Source organism: Candidatus Methylopumilus turicensis (assembly GCF_000953015.1).
Taxonomy (GTDB): domain Bacteria; phylum Pseudomonadota; class Gammaproteobacteria; order Burkholderiales; family Methylophilaceae; genus Methylopumilus_A; species Methylopumilus_A turicensis.
In genome coordinates this window covers 1,265,016-1,281,182 of sequence record NZ_LN794158.1, presented here as the reverse complement: position 1 = coordinate 1,281,182, position 16,167 = coordinate 1,265,016, and the positions used below count along the sequence as shown (strand labels likewise).

Annotated in this window: 14 protein-coding genes; 8 read left to right on the top strand and 6 right to left on the bottom strand. The window is 46.7% G+C overall.

Annotation, left to right across the window (positions count from 1 at the left end; genetic code table 11):
• Nucleotides 1–38 precede the first annotated feature (38 nt).
• The 3 genes from ftsH to glmM all read left to right on the top strand — a co-directional run bounded on the left by ftsH (nt 39) and on the right by glmM (nt 4,238).
• Nucleotides 39–1,931 carry an ATP-dependent zinc metalloprotease FtsH gene (gene ftsH / locus BN1209_RS06385; RefSeq protein WP_045751436.1) on the top strand — a complete coding sequence of 631 codons (1,893 nt, stop codon included), beginning with the start codon at nt 39–41 and terminating at the stop codon, nt 1,929–1,931.
• A gap of 69 nt (nt 1,932–2,000) precedes the next feature.
• Entirely contained in the window at nt 2,001–2,825 is an 825-nt protein-coding gene (gene folP / locus BN1209_RS06380; protein ID WP_045751435.1) for a dihydropteroate synthase, read from the top strand.
• A gap of 54 nt (nt 2,826–2,879) precedes the next feature.
• The gene (glmM, locus tag BN1209_RS06375) at nt 2,880–4,238 is read left to right on the top strand and encodes a phosphoglucosamine mutase (protein ID WP_045751434.1); all 1,359 of its coding nucleotides are present in this window, start codon (nt 2,880–2,882) and stop codon (nt 4,236–4,238) included.
• Nucleotides 4,239–4,282: 44 nt separating this feature from the next.
• Here the strand turns inward: glmM and BN1209_RS06370 are convergent, their stop codons facing one another.
• Nucleotides 4,283–4,558: a helix-turn-helix domain-containing protein gene (locus BN1209_RS06370; RefSeq protein WP_045751433.1), complete on the bottom strand. Its 276-nt coding sequence runs from the start codon at nt 4,556–4,558 to the stop codon at nt 4,283–4,285.
• Nucleotides 4,559–4,676: 118 nt separating this feature from the next.
• Between BN1209_RS06370 and BN1209_RS06365 the strand changes: the two genes are divergently transcribed.
• Nucleotides 4,677–5,345, top strand: coding sequence for an outer membrane protein (locus BN1209_RS06365; RefSeq protein ID WP_045751432.1), 669 nt, complete (start codon nt 4,677–4,679; stop codon nt 5,343–5,345).
• A 61-nt stretch (nt 5,346–5,406) separates the two neighbouring features.
• Here BN1209_RS06365 and BN1209_RS06360 read toward each other — a convergent pair whose 3' ends face one another.
• Nucleotides 5,407–7,188: a glutamine--tRNA ligase/YqeY domain fusion protein gene (locus BN1209_RS06360; RefSeq protein WP_045752028.1), complete on the bottom strand. Its 1,782-nt coding sequence runs from the start codon at nt 7,186–7,188 to the stop codon at nt 5,407–5,409.
• A 67-nt stretch (nt 7,189–7,255) separates the two neighbouring features.
• On the opposite strand from BN1209_RS06360, the gene BN1209_RS06355 reads away from it, so the two are divergent.
• From BN1209_RS06355 to BN1209_RS06340, 4 genes are read left to right on the top strand one after another with little or no spacing between them, the layout of a single operon-like run.
• Nucleotides 7,256–8,314, top strand: a complete 1,059-nt coding sequence (locus BN1209_RS06355) for a biotin--[acetyl-CoA-carboxylase] ligase (protein ID WP_231855125.1) — start codon at nt 7,256–7,258, stop codon at nt 8,312–8,314.
• 16 nt (nt 8,315–8,330) lie between these two features.
• Nucleotides 8,331–9,071 carry a type III pantothenate kinase gene (locus BN1209_RS06350; protein ID WP_045751431.1) on the top strand — a complete coding sequence of 247 codons (741 nt, stop codon included), beginning with the start codon at nt 8,331–8,333 and terminating at the stop codon, nt 9,069–9,071.
• Nucleotides 9,068–9,256 carry a hypothetical protein gene (locus BN1209_RS06345; protein WP_045751430.1) on the top strand — a complete coding sequence of 63 codons (189 nt, stop codon included), beginning with the start codon at nt 9,068–9,070 and terminating at the stop codon, nt 9,254–9,256. Before BN1209_RS06350 ends, BN1209_RS06345 begins: the two co-directional genes overlap by 4 nt.
• A gap of 5 nt (nt 9,257–9,261) precedes the next feature.
• A complete protein-coding gene (locus BN1209_RS06340; RefSeq protein WP_045751429.1) occupies nt 9,262–9,741 on the top strand; it encodes a nuclear transport factor 2 family protein in 480 nt (159 codons plus the stop codon).
• A gap of 1 nt (nt 9,742) precedes the next feature.
• Here BN1209_RS06340 and BN1209_RS06335 read toward each other — a convergent pair whose 3' ends face one another.
• The 4 genes from BN1209_RS06335 to aceE all read right to left on the bottom strand — a co-directional run bounded on the left by BN1209_RS06335 (nt 9,743) and on the right by aceE (nt 16,090).
• Nucleotides 9,743–10,090, bottom strand: a complete 348-nt coding sequence (locus tag BN1209_RS06335; protein ID WP_045751428.1) for a hypothetical protein — start codon at nt 10,088–10,090, stop codon at nt 9,743–9,745.
• A 157-nt stretch (nt 10,091–10,247) separates the two neighbouring features.
• Nucleotides 10,248–12,029, bottom strand: coding sequence for a dihydrolipoyl dehydrogenase (gene lpdA / locus BN1209_RS06330; RefSeq protein WP_045751427.1), 1,782 nt, complete (start codon nt 12,027–12,029; stop codon nt 10,248–10,250).
• A 9-nt stretch (nt 12,030–12,038) separates the two neighbouring features.
• Nucleotides 12,039–13,373 (bottom strand): dihydrolipoyllysine-residue acetyltransferase, encoded by a 1,335-nt coding sequence (gene aceF, locus BN1209_RS06325; protein WP_045751426.1) that lies wholly within the window; start codon nt 13,371–13,373, stop codon nt 12,039–12,041.
• Nucleotides 13,374–13,435: 62 nt separating this feature from the next.
• Nucleotides 13,436–16,090: a pyruvate dehydrogenase (acetyl-transferring), homodimeric type gene (aceE, locus tag BN1209_RS06320; RefSeq protein ID WP_045751425.1), complete on the bottom strand. Its 2,655-nt coding sequence runs from the start codon at nt 16,088–16,090 to the stop codon at nt 13,436–13,438.
• Nucleotides 16,091–16,167 lie beyond the last annotated feature (77 nt).

Genomic DNA, 16,167 nt, shown 5'->3' with positions numbered 1-16,167 from the left:
TTTAATTAACCAATAGCAGTTTTTAAAAGGATGTGATTTTGAATAACACAGTCAAACAAATCGCGATATGGGTGATTATTGCCATCATCATGATGTCTGTATTTAACCAATTTGCTAACAAAAATGGTGCAGATAATCAGATTGTTTACTCACAGTTCATTAATGAAGTGAAGCAAGGTCACGTCGCTAAAGTGACGATTGAAGGTCGCGTTTTACGAGGTGAAATGAATGATGGTAAAAAATTCAACTCATATGCGCCTTATGACCCGGGCATGATGGGTGATTTGCTCAGTAACAACATCAGAGTTGAAGCGAAGCCAGAGCAAGAGCAATCATTATTAATGAGCATCTTGCTCAATTGGGGCCCGATGTTGCTGTTGATTGCTGTTTGGATATTCTTCATGCGCCAAATGCAAGGCGGTGGTAAGGGTGGCGCATTTTCGTTTGGTAAGAGCAAAGCCCGTCAGTTAGATGAAGCTTCTAATCAAACCACTTTTGCCGACGTGGCAGGCTGTGATGAAGCCAAAGAAGAAGTATTTGAATTGGTCGAGTTTTTGCGCGATCCAGGTAAATTTCAAAAACTAGGTGGTCGTATTCCGCGTGGTGTGTTGATGGTTGGCCCTCCGGGCACTGGTAAAACCTTGCTTGCTAAAGCAATTGCAGGTGAAGCTAAAGTGCCTTTTTTCACCATCTCTGGTTCTGATTTTGTTGAAATGTTTGTGGGTGTGGGTGCTGCGCGTGTGCGAGATATGTTTGAACAAGCTAAAAAAGCGGCGCCATGCATTATCTTCATTGATGAAATCGATGCCGTCGGTCGCCATCGCGGTGCAGGTACAGGTGGTGGTAATGATGAGCGCGAGCAAACGCTTAACCAAATGCTCGTCGAGATGGATGGCTTTGAGCCTAATTCAGGCGTGATTGTCATCGCCGCAACTAACCGAGCTGACGTATTGGATAAAGCGCTTCTACGTCCAGGTCGTTTTGACCGTCAAGTCATGGTCGGTTTGCCGGACATCCGTGGTCGCGAACAAATTCTGTTAGTGCACATGCGTAAAGTGCCGATTGATGCCGATGTTAAGGCGGATATTCTTGCGCGTGGCACACCTGGCTTTTCAGGTGCTGATTTAGCTAACTTAGTGAATGAGGCGGCGCTTTTTGCTGCACGACGTAATAAACGCACCGTCGATATGTCTGATTTCGAAGATGCCAAAGATAAAATCTTCATGGGTCCAGAGCGTACCTCTATGGTGATGCGTGAAGAAGAGCGTCGTAATACCGCTTATCACGAGTCAGGTCATGCTGTTGTGGCCGAGTTGCTACCCAAGGCTGACCCGGTGCATAAAGTCACCATCATGCCGCGTGGTTGGGCGCTTGGTTTAACTTGGCAATTACCCGAGTTTGACCGCATCAGTAACTATCGCGACAAAATGCTAGAAGAGATTTCGATTTTGTTTGGTGGTCGTATCGCTGAAGAGATTTTCATGCATCAAATGTCAACCGGCGCTTCAAACGACTTTGAACGTGCAACTAAGTTAGCACGTGACATGGTCACGCGTTACGGCATGTCGGATGCACTTGGTACCATGGTGTATGCAGGGAGTGAACAAGATTCAATGTTCGGTAGCATGTCATCTAAAACCGTTTCTGAAGCGACGCAACAAAAAGTGGACGCTGAAATTCGTCGCATTCTAGATGAGCAGTATGCGATTGCGAGACAATTGCTAGAGTCCAATCGAGACAAGGTTGAAGCAATGGCTGCCGCGCTACTTGAATGGGAAACCATCGATGCAGATCAAATTGGCGACATCATGGCAGGCCTGCCACCAAGAGCACCTAAGCCTAGCCAATCAAGCAACAAGGCGGCTAAGAGCGATAGCGGCACAACAGGCAGTCAGCCAACTGTCGCGCCACAACCTGCAGCTAAAAACTAAAACTCTTCATCATGGCAAGCCATGTGATGTATTGGACTTAACACCAGTCCGTTACATGGCTTAATTAATATGCATTTTTCCTGCGGTAAATTCCAACTTGATCTCTCCACGCCACGTATCATGGGCATTGTGAATGTCACCCCTGATTCATTTTCTGATGGCGGACAATTCAACACCACAGATAAAGCCGTGGCACACGCCATGCAGTTGGTTGAGCAGGGCGCTGATATTTTAGATATTGGTGGTGAATCTACGCGTCCTGGCGCAACTCCCGTGCCGCTCGAGGAAGAGCTTAAGCGTGTCATTCCTGTGATTAATGCTTTAGCAAAAGCGGGCGTTCCACTTTCGATTGATACTTATAAACCGGAAGTGATGCGCGCCGCGATTGATGCGGGCGTGGATATTGTGAATGACGTTTGTGCTTTGCAAGAGACTGGTGCGCTTGAAATTGTTGCGGCTAGCCAAGTAGGGGTATGTTTAATGCACATGCAAGGCCGCCCACAAACCATGCAAGCCGATCCACAATATCAAGATGTCGTTGCTGAAGTGAGTGGCTTTTTAGCCGCAAGATTAAAAGCCGCAGAGCAGGCCGGTATCGCTCGCGAGCGCATTGTTTTAGATCCGGGTTTTGGCTTTGGTAAACGCACCGAGCATAATCTGACTTTGCTTAACCACTTATCAAGTCTACAATCGTTAGGCTTGCCTTTATTGATTGGGCTTTCACGTAAATCAGTGTTGGGGCAGGTGGTCGGCTTAAGTATAGATGAGCGCATCCATGCCAGCATTGCCGCCTCAGTGGTTTCGGTAATGAAGGGTGCTAACATTGTGCGTGTGCACGATGTGAAGCCTACAGTGGACGCTTTAAAAATCGTTTCTGCTGTGATGAAAAATTAAAAATAAGCCTTAAAAAATAGACCTTGAAAAATAGGCATTGAAAAGAAAAACATAATGGGTAAAAAATATTTTGGTACAGATGGTATTCGTGGTCGTGTTGGCACTAGCCCAATTACACCTGAGTTCGTCATGCGATTAGGCTATGCCGCTGGCCGTGTGTTGGCCAATGCAGATCTTCATTTGGCCAAAGATGCACGCCCAACAGTATTGATTGGTAAAGATACCCGTATTTCAGGCTATATGCTTGAATCCGCCTTACAAGCAGGCCTATGTGCGGCGGGCGTGAATGTGCGCCTCACAGGCCCAATGTCAACACCAGCTATCGCCTATTTAACACGTGCGTTAAGAGCGCAAGCGGGTATTGTGATTTCAGCCTCGCACAATCCTTTTGAAGATAATGGCATTAAGTTTTTCTCAAGCTTAGGCACCAAATTGCCCGATGATATTGAGCATCAAATAGAAGCTGAGCTTGATAAGCCGATGGAAGTGATGCCATCAGCGGCTTTAGGTCGCGTTAAGCGGATTGATGATGCTGCAGGTCGCTATGTGGAGTTTTGCAAAAGCACCTTCCCAAATGATTTAGATTTACGGGGCTTAAAGATCGTCCTCGATTGCGCTAATGGCGCCACTTACCATGTTGCACCGCCCGTGTTCCATGAGCTGGGTGCCGAAGTGATTGCGATTGCCAATCAGCCCAATGGCTTAAACATTAATGCCGACTCAGGCACAACCCATCCGCAAGCGCTATGCAAAGCGGTGGTTGAGCACAAAGCAGATTTGGGCATTGCATTTGATGGCGATGGCGACCGCGTGATGATGGTGGACTCAGCAGGGAATCTGCTCGATGGCGACCAACTGCTTTATATTATTGCCCAGCACAGACATCAGCAAGGCGAGCTTGGCGGAGGAGTGGTCGGCACTTTAATGACTAATCTTGCGTTAGAGCATCACTTCCAAAAATCAAATATTGCATTTACGCGTGCCAAAGTTGGCGATAGGCATGTGCGTGAGATGCTGGTGAAAAACGATTGGCAACTGGGTGGCGAGAACTCGGGCCACATTCTTTGCCTAGATAAACATACTAGTGGTGATGGCATTATTGCAGCACTACAAGTATTAGCCGCGCTTAACGCGCGAAACAAAACGCTGCTTGAAGTTGGCAAGACTTTGACTTTATATCCACAAGTGTTAATTAATGTACCTGTAAAACGCCGAATTGATATGGAAGCGAATCCTGCGGTGCAAGCCGCTGTTAAAAAGGCAGAGCAAGTCTTAAATGGCAACGGCCGGATCTTATTAAGAGCTTCAGGCACCGAATTAAAATTCCGCGTGATGGTTGAAGGCGTGGATGGTAACTTGGTGAATGAATTAGCGAAAGAAATTGCCGAAGTGGTGGCGGAACAAGCGAAATAGATCTTGTTGTGATAGTAAATAAAAAGGCAGCCTAGGCTGCCTTTTTAATTCTGACGCTTAAATTTTAGAATGTATTCTGCTAGGTCATCATCAGTCGCATAAAAGTAAGGGGCTGGTGTGCCTAGTACGTCAGCTAATCGCTCCAATGTTTTTAAATCAGGCACATGTTTTCCTCGTTCGTACTGGTTAATTCTTGCGCTTGCAGAAAACTCATCTATTCCAGCTAGTATGCCTAATTTTTCTTGAGATATTTCTGCTCTCTTTCTCGCCTGTCTAAGTCTTTTAGCAACAATATTAGAGATGTCATCTTTTGTTTCCATTCTAAGATAGTCTTAGTTTTTGCTTGACATTAAACTAAGGAATCCTTAGTGTTAATTTAATGAGTTTTCAATTTGGCAATGGTTGTTATTTTATTTTTAATAAAAGTTAGGAAAATAGATGAAAAAGATTTTATTGGTTTCTGTTTTATTGGCAGCGTCAGCGAGCGCTTCTGCAGCGGATTTGAAACCTTATGTTGAAGGTCAGCTTGGTTGGGGTAGCGTCGGTGATGTTTCAACTAAAACTTATGTAGGCACAGTTGGTGGTGTAGCTTATAACGGTCAAGTAAATCTAGATTACGGCTCTAACTTAGCATGGGGTGGTGAGCTTGGTTTGGCCAACATTGCGGATTCTAACTTCCGTGTTGGATTGTCTTTTACCAAAATGACTTTGGATATTGATAGCGTAGCCGCGTCGGGGACGCTTTCCTATAACGGCACGAACTATACTGGGAGTACAGGCAATTTGAAGCAGACGTTTGCAAATCGTGGAATTAGCTTTGATTCTGACATGAAGCTATACATGGTAAACGCTTATTATGACATTCCAACTGGTTCACAATTGACACCGTTTATTGGTGCAGGTGTTGGTGTGGCTAGTCTTGACCATGCAGGAAGTGAGTTGGCTTTATCTGCAACTGGGGGTCTTAAATATAGCTTCGATAAGAATTTGTATCTAGGTGCTAAAGCGACTTACTATCGCGTAAATGGTCCCAAAGATGATCTTGGCCTAGAGTATGAAAATGTTGATGCTTATACAGTGAAAGCGCTAGTGGGTTATCAATTCTAATAAATTAAAATGCCCATAAAAAAAGCCCGCTAGTGCGGGCTTTTTGTTTGACTAGTTCATCTTACTTCTGCCAAGTATCTTTCAGTGTCACCGTTCTGTTAAACACTGGCTTGCCAGCTACGCTATCTTTTCTATCCGCTACAAAATAGCCGTGACGTTCAAACTGGAAGCTTTCAGCTGGTTGTGCGTCTTTTAGGCTTAATTCTAATTGTGCAGTAATAGTGGTGACAGAATTTGGATTAATGTCATCCAAGTAGTCGCGGTCGCCAGCACCTGGGTGTGCCTCTTTGAACAATCGGTCATACATGCGAATTTCAGCCTCGTAGGCGTGATTAGCCGATACCCAGTGGATGTTGCCCTTAACTTTCACGCTATCGGAGCCTGGCGTGCCTGATTTGGTGTCTGGGAGGTATTCGCAGTGCACTGTTGTCACATTGCCGTTGGCGTCTTTATCAAAACCTGTGCATTTCACCACATAACCATAGCGTAAACGCACTAAACCATCTGGCACTAAACGGAAGAAGCCTTTGCTTGGTTCTTCCATAAAGTCTTCACGTTCAATCCACAATTCTTTGGTGAGTTGAACAGTGCGTTTGCCTAGCTCTGGTTTAAGCGGGTGGTTAGGCGCAAAGCAATCTTCCGATTGTGATTTTCCATTAGAGTCGACTGGGTAGTTATCAATCACCAGTTTAATTGGGTCGAGTACCGCGATACGACGTTCCGCAGAAAGGTTGAGCGTTTCGCGCATGCAATCTTCAAGAATGGTGTATTCAATCCAAGAGTCTGATTTTGAAACGCCAATCCGGTCAGCAAATAAACGGAAACCTTCAGGGGTGTAGCCGCGACGTCGTGCGCCAGCTAATGTTGGCAAGCGTGGATCGTCCCAGCCTGATACATGTTTATTTTCAACCAAATCAATGAGCTTACGTTTTGACAGCACCACGTAAGTGAGATTTAGACGGGCAAACTCATATTGTTTTGGCAGTGGATGCGCGAGCATGCCAGCTTCAGCTAATCGCTCTAACACCCAATCGTAGAATGGGCGTTGGTCTTCAAACTCAAGCGTACAAATCGAATGGGTAATGCCTTCAAATGCATCTTCAAGCGGATGTGCAAATGTATACATTGGGTAGATGCACCATTGGTCGCCCGTATTGTGGTGATGCGCACGTTTAATACGGTAAATCGCTGGGTCACGAAGATTGATGTTAGGTGAGGCCATGTCAATTTTGGCGCGCAATACCATGCTGCCATCCGCATGTTTGCCATCGCGCATTTCGCGGAACTTGCTTAAATTTTCTTCGATAGATCTGTCACGCCATGGCGAATTTTTACCAGCCTCAGTGAGGGTGCCGCGATTAATGCGCATTTCTTCCGCAGATTGCTCATCCACATAAGCTTTACCTGCGCTGATTAAAGCTTCAGCTGCTTGATACATCATTTCAAAATAATTGCTCGCATAATATAAATGCGACTTGCCAAAAGCCTCCCAGCCGAAGCCTAGCCATTGCACCATTTCAGTGATGCTATCCACATATTCTTGTTCTTCTTTTTCTGGGTTGGTGTCATCAAAGCGCATGTGGCACACGCCTTCATAATCGCGCGCTAATCCGAAATTTAAGCAAATACTTTTGGCGTGACCAATATGCAAATAGCCATTTGGTTCTGGTGGAAAGCGTGTACGAATTTTGGCTGGATCAGGTTGGCCTGCTGCATGGTGCGCAGCGTCTCCTGGCGTGCCTGCCCAGTGGCGGTTGGCATTAGTCCCCTGTGCTAAATCACGGTCAATAATGCCGCGAATAAAGTTAGAAGCAGGTGCGATGGGTGTTTTTTCTGATGACATATCAAATACATTAAATAGATTAACCATCATTTTACACTGTGAGCGCCTTTGCGTGGCGTGTTCCTTCATGATGCCAGCGATCAGCCATGCTAAACTCTCGTTCAATATGATAAACGCACTAACATTCCCAATTTTACGCTTGCTAGTCGATGGTCGATTTCACTCGGGCGAAGATATTGCCAAGCACTTTAATGTGACGCGGACGACTGTTTGGAGTGCGATTCAAGAAGCGCAAGCAATGGGTGTTGAGGTGTTCTCAGTCCGCGGTCGTGGCTACAAATTGCCCGATCCTATTACCATGCTCAATCAAGAAGAAATTCTCAATGCAATTGGACCAGAGCGAGCTTGGTTCAAGCTGGAGCTGCATGACACGCTGGAGTCCACCAATACCTATTTGATGAAAAAAGCCAACCAAAGCCAATCACAAATGCTGGGTGGCCAAGTTGCTGCCCACGCAACTTGTGTGGTGACAGAGTTGCAAACGGCAGGCAAAGGCCGCCGTGGACGTGCTTGGCAGGCAGGCTTAGGGGCAAGCTTAACGTTCTCATTGCTTTGGCGTTTTCAAATGGGTGCATCAGCGCTTTCTGGTTTGAGCTTGGCTGTAGGTGTGGCTTTAATCCGCGCGTTTCGAACATTAGGTATTTCAAACGCAAAACTCAAATGGCCCAATGATGTACTGATTGAAACACCGGCAGGTAAGCAAAAATTAGCGGGTATCTTAATTGAGCTACAGGGCGATATGGATGGCCCAAGCGCGGCGGTGATTGGGGTGGGCATTAATCTTCGCTTGCCTGAAAACGTCGCACGGAATATCGACCAGCCATTTACTGATATTTATAATATTCAACCTGAGGCGGCAAACCCAAACCTCTTGCTTGGTAATGTGCTAAAACACATGGCTGATGTGTTAAGTGCTTTTGAGCAAAGTGGGTTTGAAGCTTTGCGTGAAGAATGGATGCAATATCACGCCTATCATCAACAGCCCGTAAGAATGTTGATGCCGGATGGCCGTGAAGTGTTGGGTGAAGTGATTGGCGTTGCTAGTGATGGTATTTTGCTGGTGAATACGCCACAAGGTGAGCAGCGTTTTTCAGCGGGTGAAATTAGTTTGAGAGGTCTGGTTTGAAAAGAGGTAAGGCGTAATGTTAGCAATAGACTCTGGTAATACACGCACCAAGTGGGCGGTATTTGCCGATGATGGTCGTATTCAAGAGGCTGGCGTTTGCTTAAACGCCGAGCTTGCAGCGTTCGTCATTCCTCCAAGCTGGCAACTTTGCAAACATGCCATTGTTGCTAATGTGGCGGGTGAGCGTGTGGCTGCAAGCATGACAGCATTATTAAAAAAAGCAGGCTTATCTTACGTTTGGGCAAAAGCCGAAGCTGAAACACTAGGCCTAAAAAACAAATATGAGGTGCCAGAAAGTTTAGGTGTCGACCGCTGGGCCGCGCTGTTGGCTGCATTTAAGCGCTATCTCAATCAACCCGCTTGTTTGGTCGTCAATGCAGGAACTGCGCTCACCATTGATGCCATCTATCAGAACGCTTTTATTGGAGGCTTGATCGTGCCCGGTTTTAGCATGATGCAAAACGCATTATTGCAAAATACGTCTGCGGTTAATCCACAAAGCGGTCAAGCTAAAACCTTTCCGCTCAACACGGCTGATGCAAGTTACAGCGGCGTTTTAAGCGCGATTGTCGGTGCCATTGTGATGCAGGCAGATAAGTTAGAGTCACACTGCCAAGATGTGCCGACTGTTGTGATCACAGGTGGCGATGCAGCCATGCTGATGCCTATTTTGACGCAAGTGTTTGGTGCCAAGCCTGTGCTGGCTGATAATTTAGTATTAGAAGGTTTGTATTTGATGGAGCGTGCAAAATCATGAAGCGCAGTATGATTCTTTTGGTTTTGTTCAACATGATTATTTTTGCCTACTTTCAATTGGCGAATTTGTCTGCAACTACTGGGCATAAAGCATTACCAGAAATTCATCCTGAAAAAGTCCAATTGCTGAGCGATGCACAAGTTCAGGCCTTGCCAACAGTTTCAGCACCCTCCGCCACAGAGTAGACAAGATGACGATCGCTATTGAAACACGTCCGCCTTTTCCGCCATTCACTCGCGAAACCGCTATTCAAAAAGTACGCATGGCTGAAGATGGCTGGAATAATTGCGACCCAGAAAAAGTGGCTTTGGCTTATACCGTGGATAGTGAGTGGCGTAATCGCAATGCGTTTATAAATGGCCGTGCGGAGATTGTTGAGTTTTTAACGCGCAAATGGGCTAAAGAGCACGAATACCGTTTGATTAAAGAGTTATGGGCGTTTGATGGCAACAGAATTGCGGTTCGTTTTGCTTATGAGTGGCATGATGACGCAGGCCAATGGTGGCGATCATACGGTAACGAGAATTGGGCGTTCGACGAAAATGGCCTCATGCAAAAACGCTATGCGAGCATTAATGATTTAGCGATTAATGAATCAGACCGTTTGTTCTATTGGCCGCAAGGAAGAAGGCCCGATGCGCATCAAGGGTTGAGTGCGTTAGGTTTGTAGTTTAACTTTCAAAAAGAAAACCACGTTTTGCAAATGTGCTAACGAAAATATAGTTAGGAATAAATAGCGCGATCCCTATCTTCCAAAACCCTGCTGTGTCGAATTGAAAGTCAGTTAACACAAAGAAGAAAAATCCCAACACGCTCATGTGAGCTAGGATACCCGCCAGCAAAATCATTAAGTCTGTAAATATAGTCGCAGACTTGCCGATAATCGCAATGAATATAGAGAATGCAAAAATAGCCCCAACAATTTGTCCTGCGAATAATGGAGACATGACGGCAGCGATTAAAAAGGTAAATAATGTTCGTCCGCGTTGCGCTTGTTGATGTTCGTTAAGAATCGCCATTTGCTAATTTCCCTGTTGAGTTGAGTTAGCTGATTTTAGCATGGAGAATATTCAATTTACATTAAAAATCAATATGTTAAATATTTAACATTTGGGCCGAGCATAAAATTTATGCAATAAAAAAGGAGGCTTAAGCCTCCTTTTTTAATTCAGTTGATTACCGTTTCTTAATATATAAATCGGTGATCGTGCCTTCTTTCATTTCAGCTGCGAAGCACACTGTTTCTGAAAGTGTTGGGTGCGCATGAATCGTCAAGCCTAAGTCATGTGCATCCGCACCCATTTCAATCGCTAAAACAGCCTCTGCAAGTAATTCACCCGCATTGACCCCAACGATCCCAGCGCCAATCACGCGGTGTGTGTCTTTATCAAAAATGAGCTTGGTCGTGCCTTCAGTGCGCCCCACAGAGATTGCGCGTCCGCTCGCCGCCCAAGGGAAGCTTGCTTTTTCGATGGCAATGCCTTTGGCTTTTGCTTCCGTTTCTGTTATGCCAGCCCAAGCGATTTCCGGGTCGGTATAAGCGACGGATGGAATCACCATGGCTTGGAATTCGACCTTATGGCCTGCAATGACTTCAGCGGCAACTTTGCCTTCGTGTGTGGCTTTGTGCGCCAACATTGGCTGACCGACAATATCGCCAATGGCGAAGACATGTGGCACGTTGGTGCGCATTTGTTTATCGACATTGATAAAGCCACGCTCATCTACAGCCACGCCTGCATTCTGGGCGTCAATATTGAGGCCGTTTGGACGGCGACCAATGGAAACCAAGACGCGGTCGTATACTTCCACACCTTTCGGTGCATCGGTATTGCCGTTGACACCTTCAAAGCTCACATGGATGCCGTCTGTTTTGGCTTCAATATTCGCTACTTTGGTGTTGAGCATAATCGCTTCAAAACGCTTTTCCATACGTTTTTGCAATGGACGCACTAAGTCACGGTCGCAGCCTTGAATAAGACCATCAGTAAATTCCACCACGCTGACTTTTGAGCCAAGCGCATCGTAAACCGTACCCATTTCAAGACCAATAATGCCACCGCCAATCACCAGCATGCGTTTTGGTATATCAGCCAAGGCTAGAGCGCCTGTTGAGTCCATGATACGTTCGTCATCTGGTGCGCCAGGGAATTTCGTCGCTTGTGAGCCGGCTGCAATAATTGCGTTTTCAAAGCCTACTTTGGTAACTTTGCCATCCGCGCCTGTGACAGCGATTTGCTTAGGGCTGGTGAATTTACCTAAGCCTTGCACCACGGTCACTTCACGTTGTTTTGCCATGGCGGATAAACCACCAGTAAGCTTGCCCACCACGTCGTTGGCTTTCCATGTGCGGAGTTGCTCAAGGTCAACATTTGGTTGACCAAAAGATACACCGTGATGCGCTGTTTCTTCGGCTTCAGTAATTACTTTGGCTGTGTGTAATAGCGCTTTAGATGGAATACAACCCACGTTTAAACAAACACCGCCTAGTGTTGAGTAGCGTTCAATGAGCACCACTTTTTTACCTAAGTCAGCGGCGCGGAAAGCGGCAGTGTAGCCACCAGGGCCAGAGCCCAATACCAAAACTTCACAAGACACATCATTGTCGCCTTGTGTTGCGGCTGGTGTTGGCGCTTGGTTGCTCACAGGTGTCGCAGGCGCAGCTTCAGTTTTCGGTGTTTCCGCTTTAGGCGCTTCTGTTTGAGTTGCGCTAGCAGCTTCAGCTTCAAGCACCAAAATGGGCGAGCCTTTTGCAATCTTATCGCCTACTTTAACTTTGATTTCTTTGACTACGCCAGCATCTGAAGATGGAATATCCATGGATGCTTTGTCTGATTCAAGCGTGATTAAAGAATCTTCTTTTGCAACGATGTCGCCTACTTTGACCAATACCTCAATCACATCAACGCTATCGAAGTTGCCAATATCAGGGACGATGACTTCTATTAAATTGCTCATGCCAACCCCTTAAAGTAACAAACGACGAACGTCGGATAACATCATGCGCAAGTGGCTAGTGAAACGCGCGCCATCTGCACCGTCAATCACGCGGTGGTCGTATGAAAGGGACATTGGCAAGATGAGGCGTGGCTCAAAGCCGCCTGTTTCCTTGTTGTAAACAGGTTGGAATGAAGAGCGAGATACACCCAAAATCGCCACTTCAGGGCAATTGATAATGGGGGTAAACATCGTGCCACCAATCCCGCCTAGGCTAGAGATGGTGAAGCAACCGCCTTGCATTTCTTCAATCTTCAATTTGCGTTCACGGGCTTTGCCAGACAAGTCTGCCAAATCGCGGGCAATATCGAGCACATCTTTTTTATCCACATCACGTACCACCGGCACCACCAAGCCATCTGGTGTGTCGCATGCGAAGCCGACATTGAAGTAGTTTTTCATAATCAAGCTATCGCCATCAGCAGAAAGCGATGCGTTGAAGTTCGGATAAGTGCGAAGCGCATTCACGACAGCTTTCATTAAGAAAGCGAGTAGTGTTAATTTTGCGCCGCGTTTTTCAGCATCAGCCAGCATTGACTTGCGGAAATCTTCTAGGTCAGTAATATCTGCTTCATCGAACTGCGTGACGTGAGGCGCAGTCACCCAGTTTCGGTGAAGATTTGCACCAGATAATTTTTTGATACGTGAAAGCGGTTTGTGTTCAATTTCGCCGAATTGGCTGAAGTCAATCACAGGCATTGCTAATGTCGTTAAACCAGAACCCATGTTTTCAGAGCGAGGTTTTGCAAGTTCGCCTTTGACAAAGGCTTGCACGTCTTCTTGGCTAATCCGGTTTTTAGGGCCGGTGCCACGCACCAAGCTGATATTCACACCAAGCTCACGTGCGAATTTTCGTACCGATGGACTTGCGTGCGCTAATTTGCCATCTGCTGCCACCGCGCTGGCACCAATTGGATTAGGTGTAGCTTGTGGTTGAATGACTTTCGGCACTTCAGGCACCGGGCGTGATGGCTCAGGAATGGCGACTGGTTTTTCGTCAACCGTGACAGTCGCTACCACTGGGGTTGCACTTGGCTGGGCGGCAGGTTTTTCTGCAGGCGCATCTTCAGAAGCGTCTAGCGTCAAAATCAAACCACCTTGAGCGGCTTTGTCGCCGACCTTCATGCTGATGCTTTTCACTACACCACCAAATGGCGCAGGAATGTCCATCGACGCTTTGTCAGATTCTAAAGTGATAAGCGAGTCATCTTTTGCAACAGTATCGCCTTCTTTGACAAGTAATTCGATGACGTCAACGCTATCAAAGTTACCAATATCCGGGACAAGAACTTCTTTAATTGCCATGCTGTTATTCCTTAAGAGAGTCTTCTCTGTGTAAGCCTATTGTTTGTTTAAACGGTTGCTGCTTAAACTGTTGTTGGATTAGGGCGGCTTGCGTCGATTTTATATTTCTTAATCACTTCAACGGCTTTGCTTGCAGGCACTTTGCCTTCGTCCGCTAATGCTTTAAGCGCGGCAAGCACCACATAATATCTATCCACTTCGAAGAAGCTGCGGAGCGCTTCACGGCTATCACTGCGGCCATAACCATCAGTACCTAAAGACACAAAACGTTGTGGCACAAAGTTACGGATTTGGTCTGCAAATGACTTCATGTAATCGGTTGATGAAATCACAGGGCCTTCAGCGCCGCTCAAGCATTCAGCCACATAGCTGAGTCTTGGTTTCTTCTCTGGGTTGAGCATATTCCAACGGTCAGCATCAAGGCCTTCGCGGCGAAGTTCTGTGAAGCTTGTGACGCTCCACACGTCTGGTGATACGCCCCAGTCTTTTTCAAGCATTTCGGCCGCTGCGATGACTTCACGCAAGATGACGCCACTGCCCATTAATTGAACTTTAGGGCCTTTTGCTTTGGATTTGCTAAATGCGTACATCCCTTTAAGAATGCCAGCCTCAGCGCCTTTCGGCATTTCTGGATGGCTGTAGTTTTCATTCATCAAGGTGATGTAGTAATACACATCCTCTTGGTTTTGCACCATGCGGCGCATGCCTTCTTGAATAATCACGGCAAGCTCGTAACTAAAGGTTGGGTCATATGACACGCAGTTTGGAATCGTCGCAGACATTAAATGGCTGTGGCCATCTTCATGTTGTAAGCCTTCGCCGTTCAAGGTGGTACGGCCAGCGGTTGCGCCCAATACAAAGCCTCGTGCACGTGAGTCGCCGGCAGCCCAAGCCAAGTCACCAATACGTTGGAAACCAAACATTGAGTAGAAGATATAGAACGGAATCATTTGTGTGCCGGTGACGCTGTAAGCAGTCGCCGCAGCAATCCATGATGAGAACGCGCCAGCTTCGTTGATGCCTTCTTCTAGAATCTGACCGTCTTTAGACTCTTTGTAGTACATCACTTGGTCGTTATCTTGCGGTTCATACAACTGGCCAGCAGAAGAGTAAATACCCAATTGACGGAACATACCTTCCATCCCAAAGGTACGGGCTTCGTCAGGCACGATAGGCACAATGTATTTACCGATTTGTTTGTCACGTACTAATATTGAAAGAATACGCACAAACGCCATGGTGGTTGAAATTTCACGGTCGCCAGTTGCGGTGAGCATATTCTCGAACGCTGACAGTTCAGGCACAACAAGCTCGTTACCTTTACGGCGACGTGCTGGCACAGAGCCACCCATCGCTGCGCGACGCTCAGCCATGTAAACCATTTCTGGAGAGTCTGCAGGTGGTCTGTAGAAAGATAAGCTCTCTACTTGTTCGTCTGTGAGCGGTAAATCGAAACGATCACGGAAGGCTTTCAATGAATCGATGTCCATGCTCTTTTGTTGGTGCGTTGTGTTTTGTGCTTCACCCGCATCGCCCATGCCGTAACCTTTAACGGTCTTCGCTAAGATAACGGTTGGTTGACCTTTGTGCTGTGTTGCTGCTGCGTAGGCTGCATAAACTTTGTGAGGGTCGTGACCGCCACGGTTTAAGCGCCAGATGTCTTGGTCAGACATCGCTGCGACCATTTCCTTCAATTGAGGATACTTGCCAAAAAAGTGTTCACGTGTGTATGCGCCACCCTTAGCTTTAAAGTTTTGGTATTCGCCATCCACGCACTCTTCCATGCGTTTTTTGAGCAAGCCATCTTTGTCCATTGCAAGTAGTGGGTCCCAATACGAACCCCAAATCACTTTCAATACGTTCCAGCCAGAGCCACGGAAATCAGATTCCAACTCTTGAATGATTTTGCCGTTGCCACGCACAGGGCCGTCAAGGCGTTGTAAGTTGCAGTTAATCACGAAAATGAGATTGTCTAATTTTTCGCGTGAGGCCAATGAAATCGCGCCTAATGACTCAGGCTCATCCATTTCGCCGTCGCCGCAGAATACCCAAACTTTACGGTCTGAAGTATCCGCAATGCCGCGGTCATGAAGGTATTTTAAGAAGCGTGCTTGGTAAATCCCTTGCAATGGACCAAGGCCCATAGAAACGGTTGGGAATTGCCAGAAGTCAGGCATCAACCAAGGATGTGGGTAGCTTGATAAACCATTGCCGCCCGTTTCTTGACGGAAGTTATCCATTTGGTCTTCGGTTAAGCGACCTTCTAAAAATGCACGCGCATAAACGCCAGGGGATGAGTGGCCTTGGAAGAATATCAAGTCGCCGCCGAATTTGTCATTCGCCGCACGGAAGAAGTGGTTAAAGCCAACGTCATATAAAGTCGCCGCTGATTGGAAGCTGGCAATGTGCCCGCCCACGCCAGGTGATTTCTCGTTGGCGCGAAGTACGGTCATGATGGCATTCCAACGAATCAGCGCACGAATGCGGCGCTCCATATCGGGATTGCCAGGTAATCTTTGTTGCAAATGCGTAGGGATACTATTCACATACGCAGTCGTTGCGTTGTAAGGTAGGTAAGCGCCTGAGCGGCGGGCTTTATCAATCAGTGTTTCTAATAAGAAATGCGCACGCTCGGTTCCCTCGTTGGCCAATACCGCATCAATGGCTTCAAGCCATTCTTGGGTTTCTTGTGGGTCAATATCGGGGGTAAATGCCATGGGGTGGTTCTCCAGAAAGCTTTTAGAATGATCTAAAAGGTATAATCAACTAGAAATATTACATCTCTAGGTCGTTA

Coding starts and splice junctions, on each gene's coding strand:
- aceE (WP_045751425.1), bottom strand. CDS start 16,090: ATGGCATTTACCCCCGATATTGACCCACAAGAAACCCAAGAATGGCTT.
- BN1209_RS06370 (WP_045751433.1), bottom strand. CDS start 4,558: ATGGAAACAAAAGATGACATCTCTAATATTGTTGCTAAAAGACTTAGA.
- BN1209_RS06365 (WP_045751432.1), top strand. CDS start 4,677: ATGAAAAAGATTTTATTGGTTTCTGTTTTATTGGCAGCGTCAGCGAGC.
- BN1209_RS06360 (WP_045752028.1), bottom strand. CDS start 7,188: ATGTCATCAGAAAAAACACCCATCGCACCTGCTTCTAACTTTATTCGC.
- glmM (WP_045751434.1), top strand. CDS start 2,880: ATGGGTAAAAAATATTTTGGTACAGATGGTATTCGTGGTCGTGTTGGC.
- lpdA (WP_045751427.1), bottom strand. CDS start 12,029: ATGAGCAATTTAATAGAAGTCATCGTCCCTGATATTGGCAACTTCGAT.
- BN1209_RS06355 (WP_231855125.1), top strand. CDS start 7,256: ATGATGCCAGCGATCAGCCATGCTAAACTCTCGTTCAATATGATAAAC.
- BN1209_RS06335 (WP_045751428.1), bottom strand. CDS start 10,090: ATGGCGATTCTTAACGAACATCAACAAGCGCAACGCGGACGAACATTA.
- BN1209_RS06340 (WP_045751429.1), top strand. CDS start 9,262: ATGACGATCGCTATTGAAACACGTCCGCCTTTTCCGCCATTCACTCGC.
- folP (WP_045751435.1), top strand. CDS start 2,001: ATGCATTTTTCCTGCGGTAAATTCCAACTTGATCTCTCCACGCCACGT.
- BN1209_RS06350 (WP_045751431.1), top strand. CDS start 8,331: ATGTTAGCAATAGACTCTGGTAATACACGCACCAAGTGGGCGGTATTT.
- BN1209_RS06345 (WP_045751430.1), top strand. CDS start 9,068: ATGAAGCGCAGTATGATTCTTTTGGTTTTGTTCAACATGATTATTTTT.
- aceF (WP_045751426.1), bottom strand. CDS start 13,373: ATGGCAATTAAAGAAGTTCTTGTCCCGGATATTGGTAACTTTGATAGC.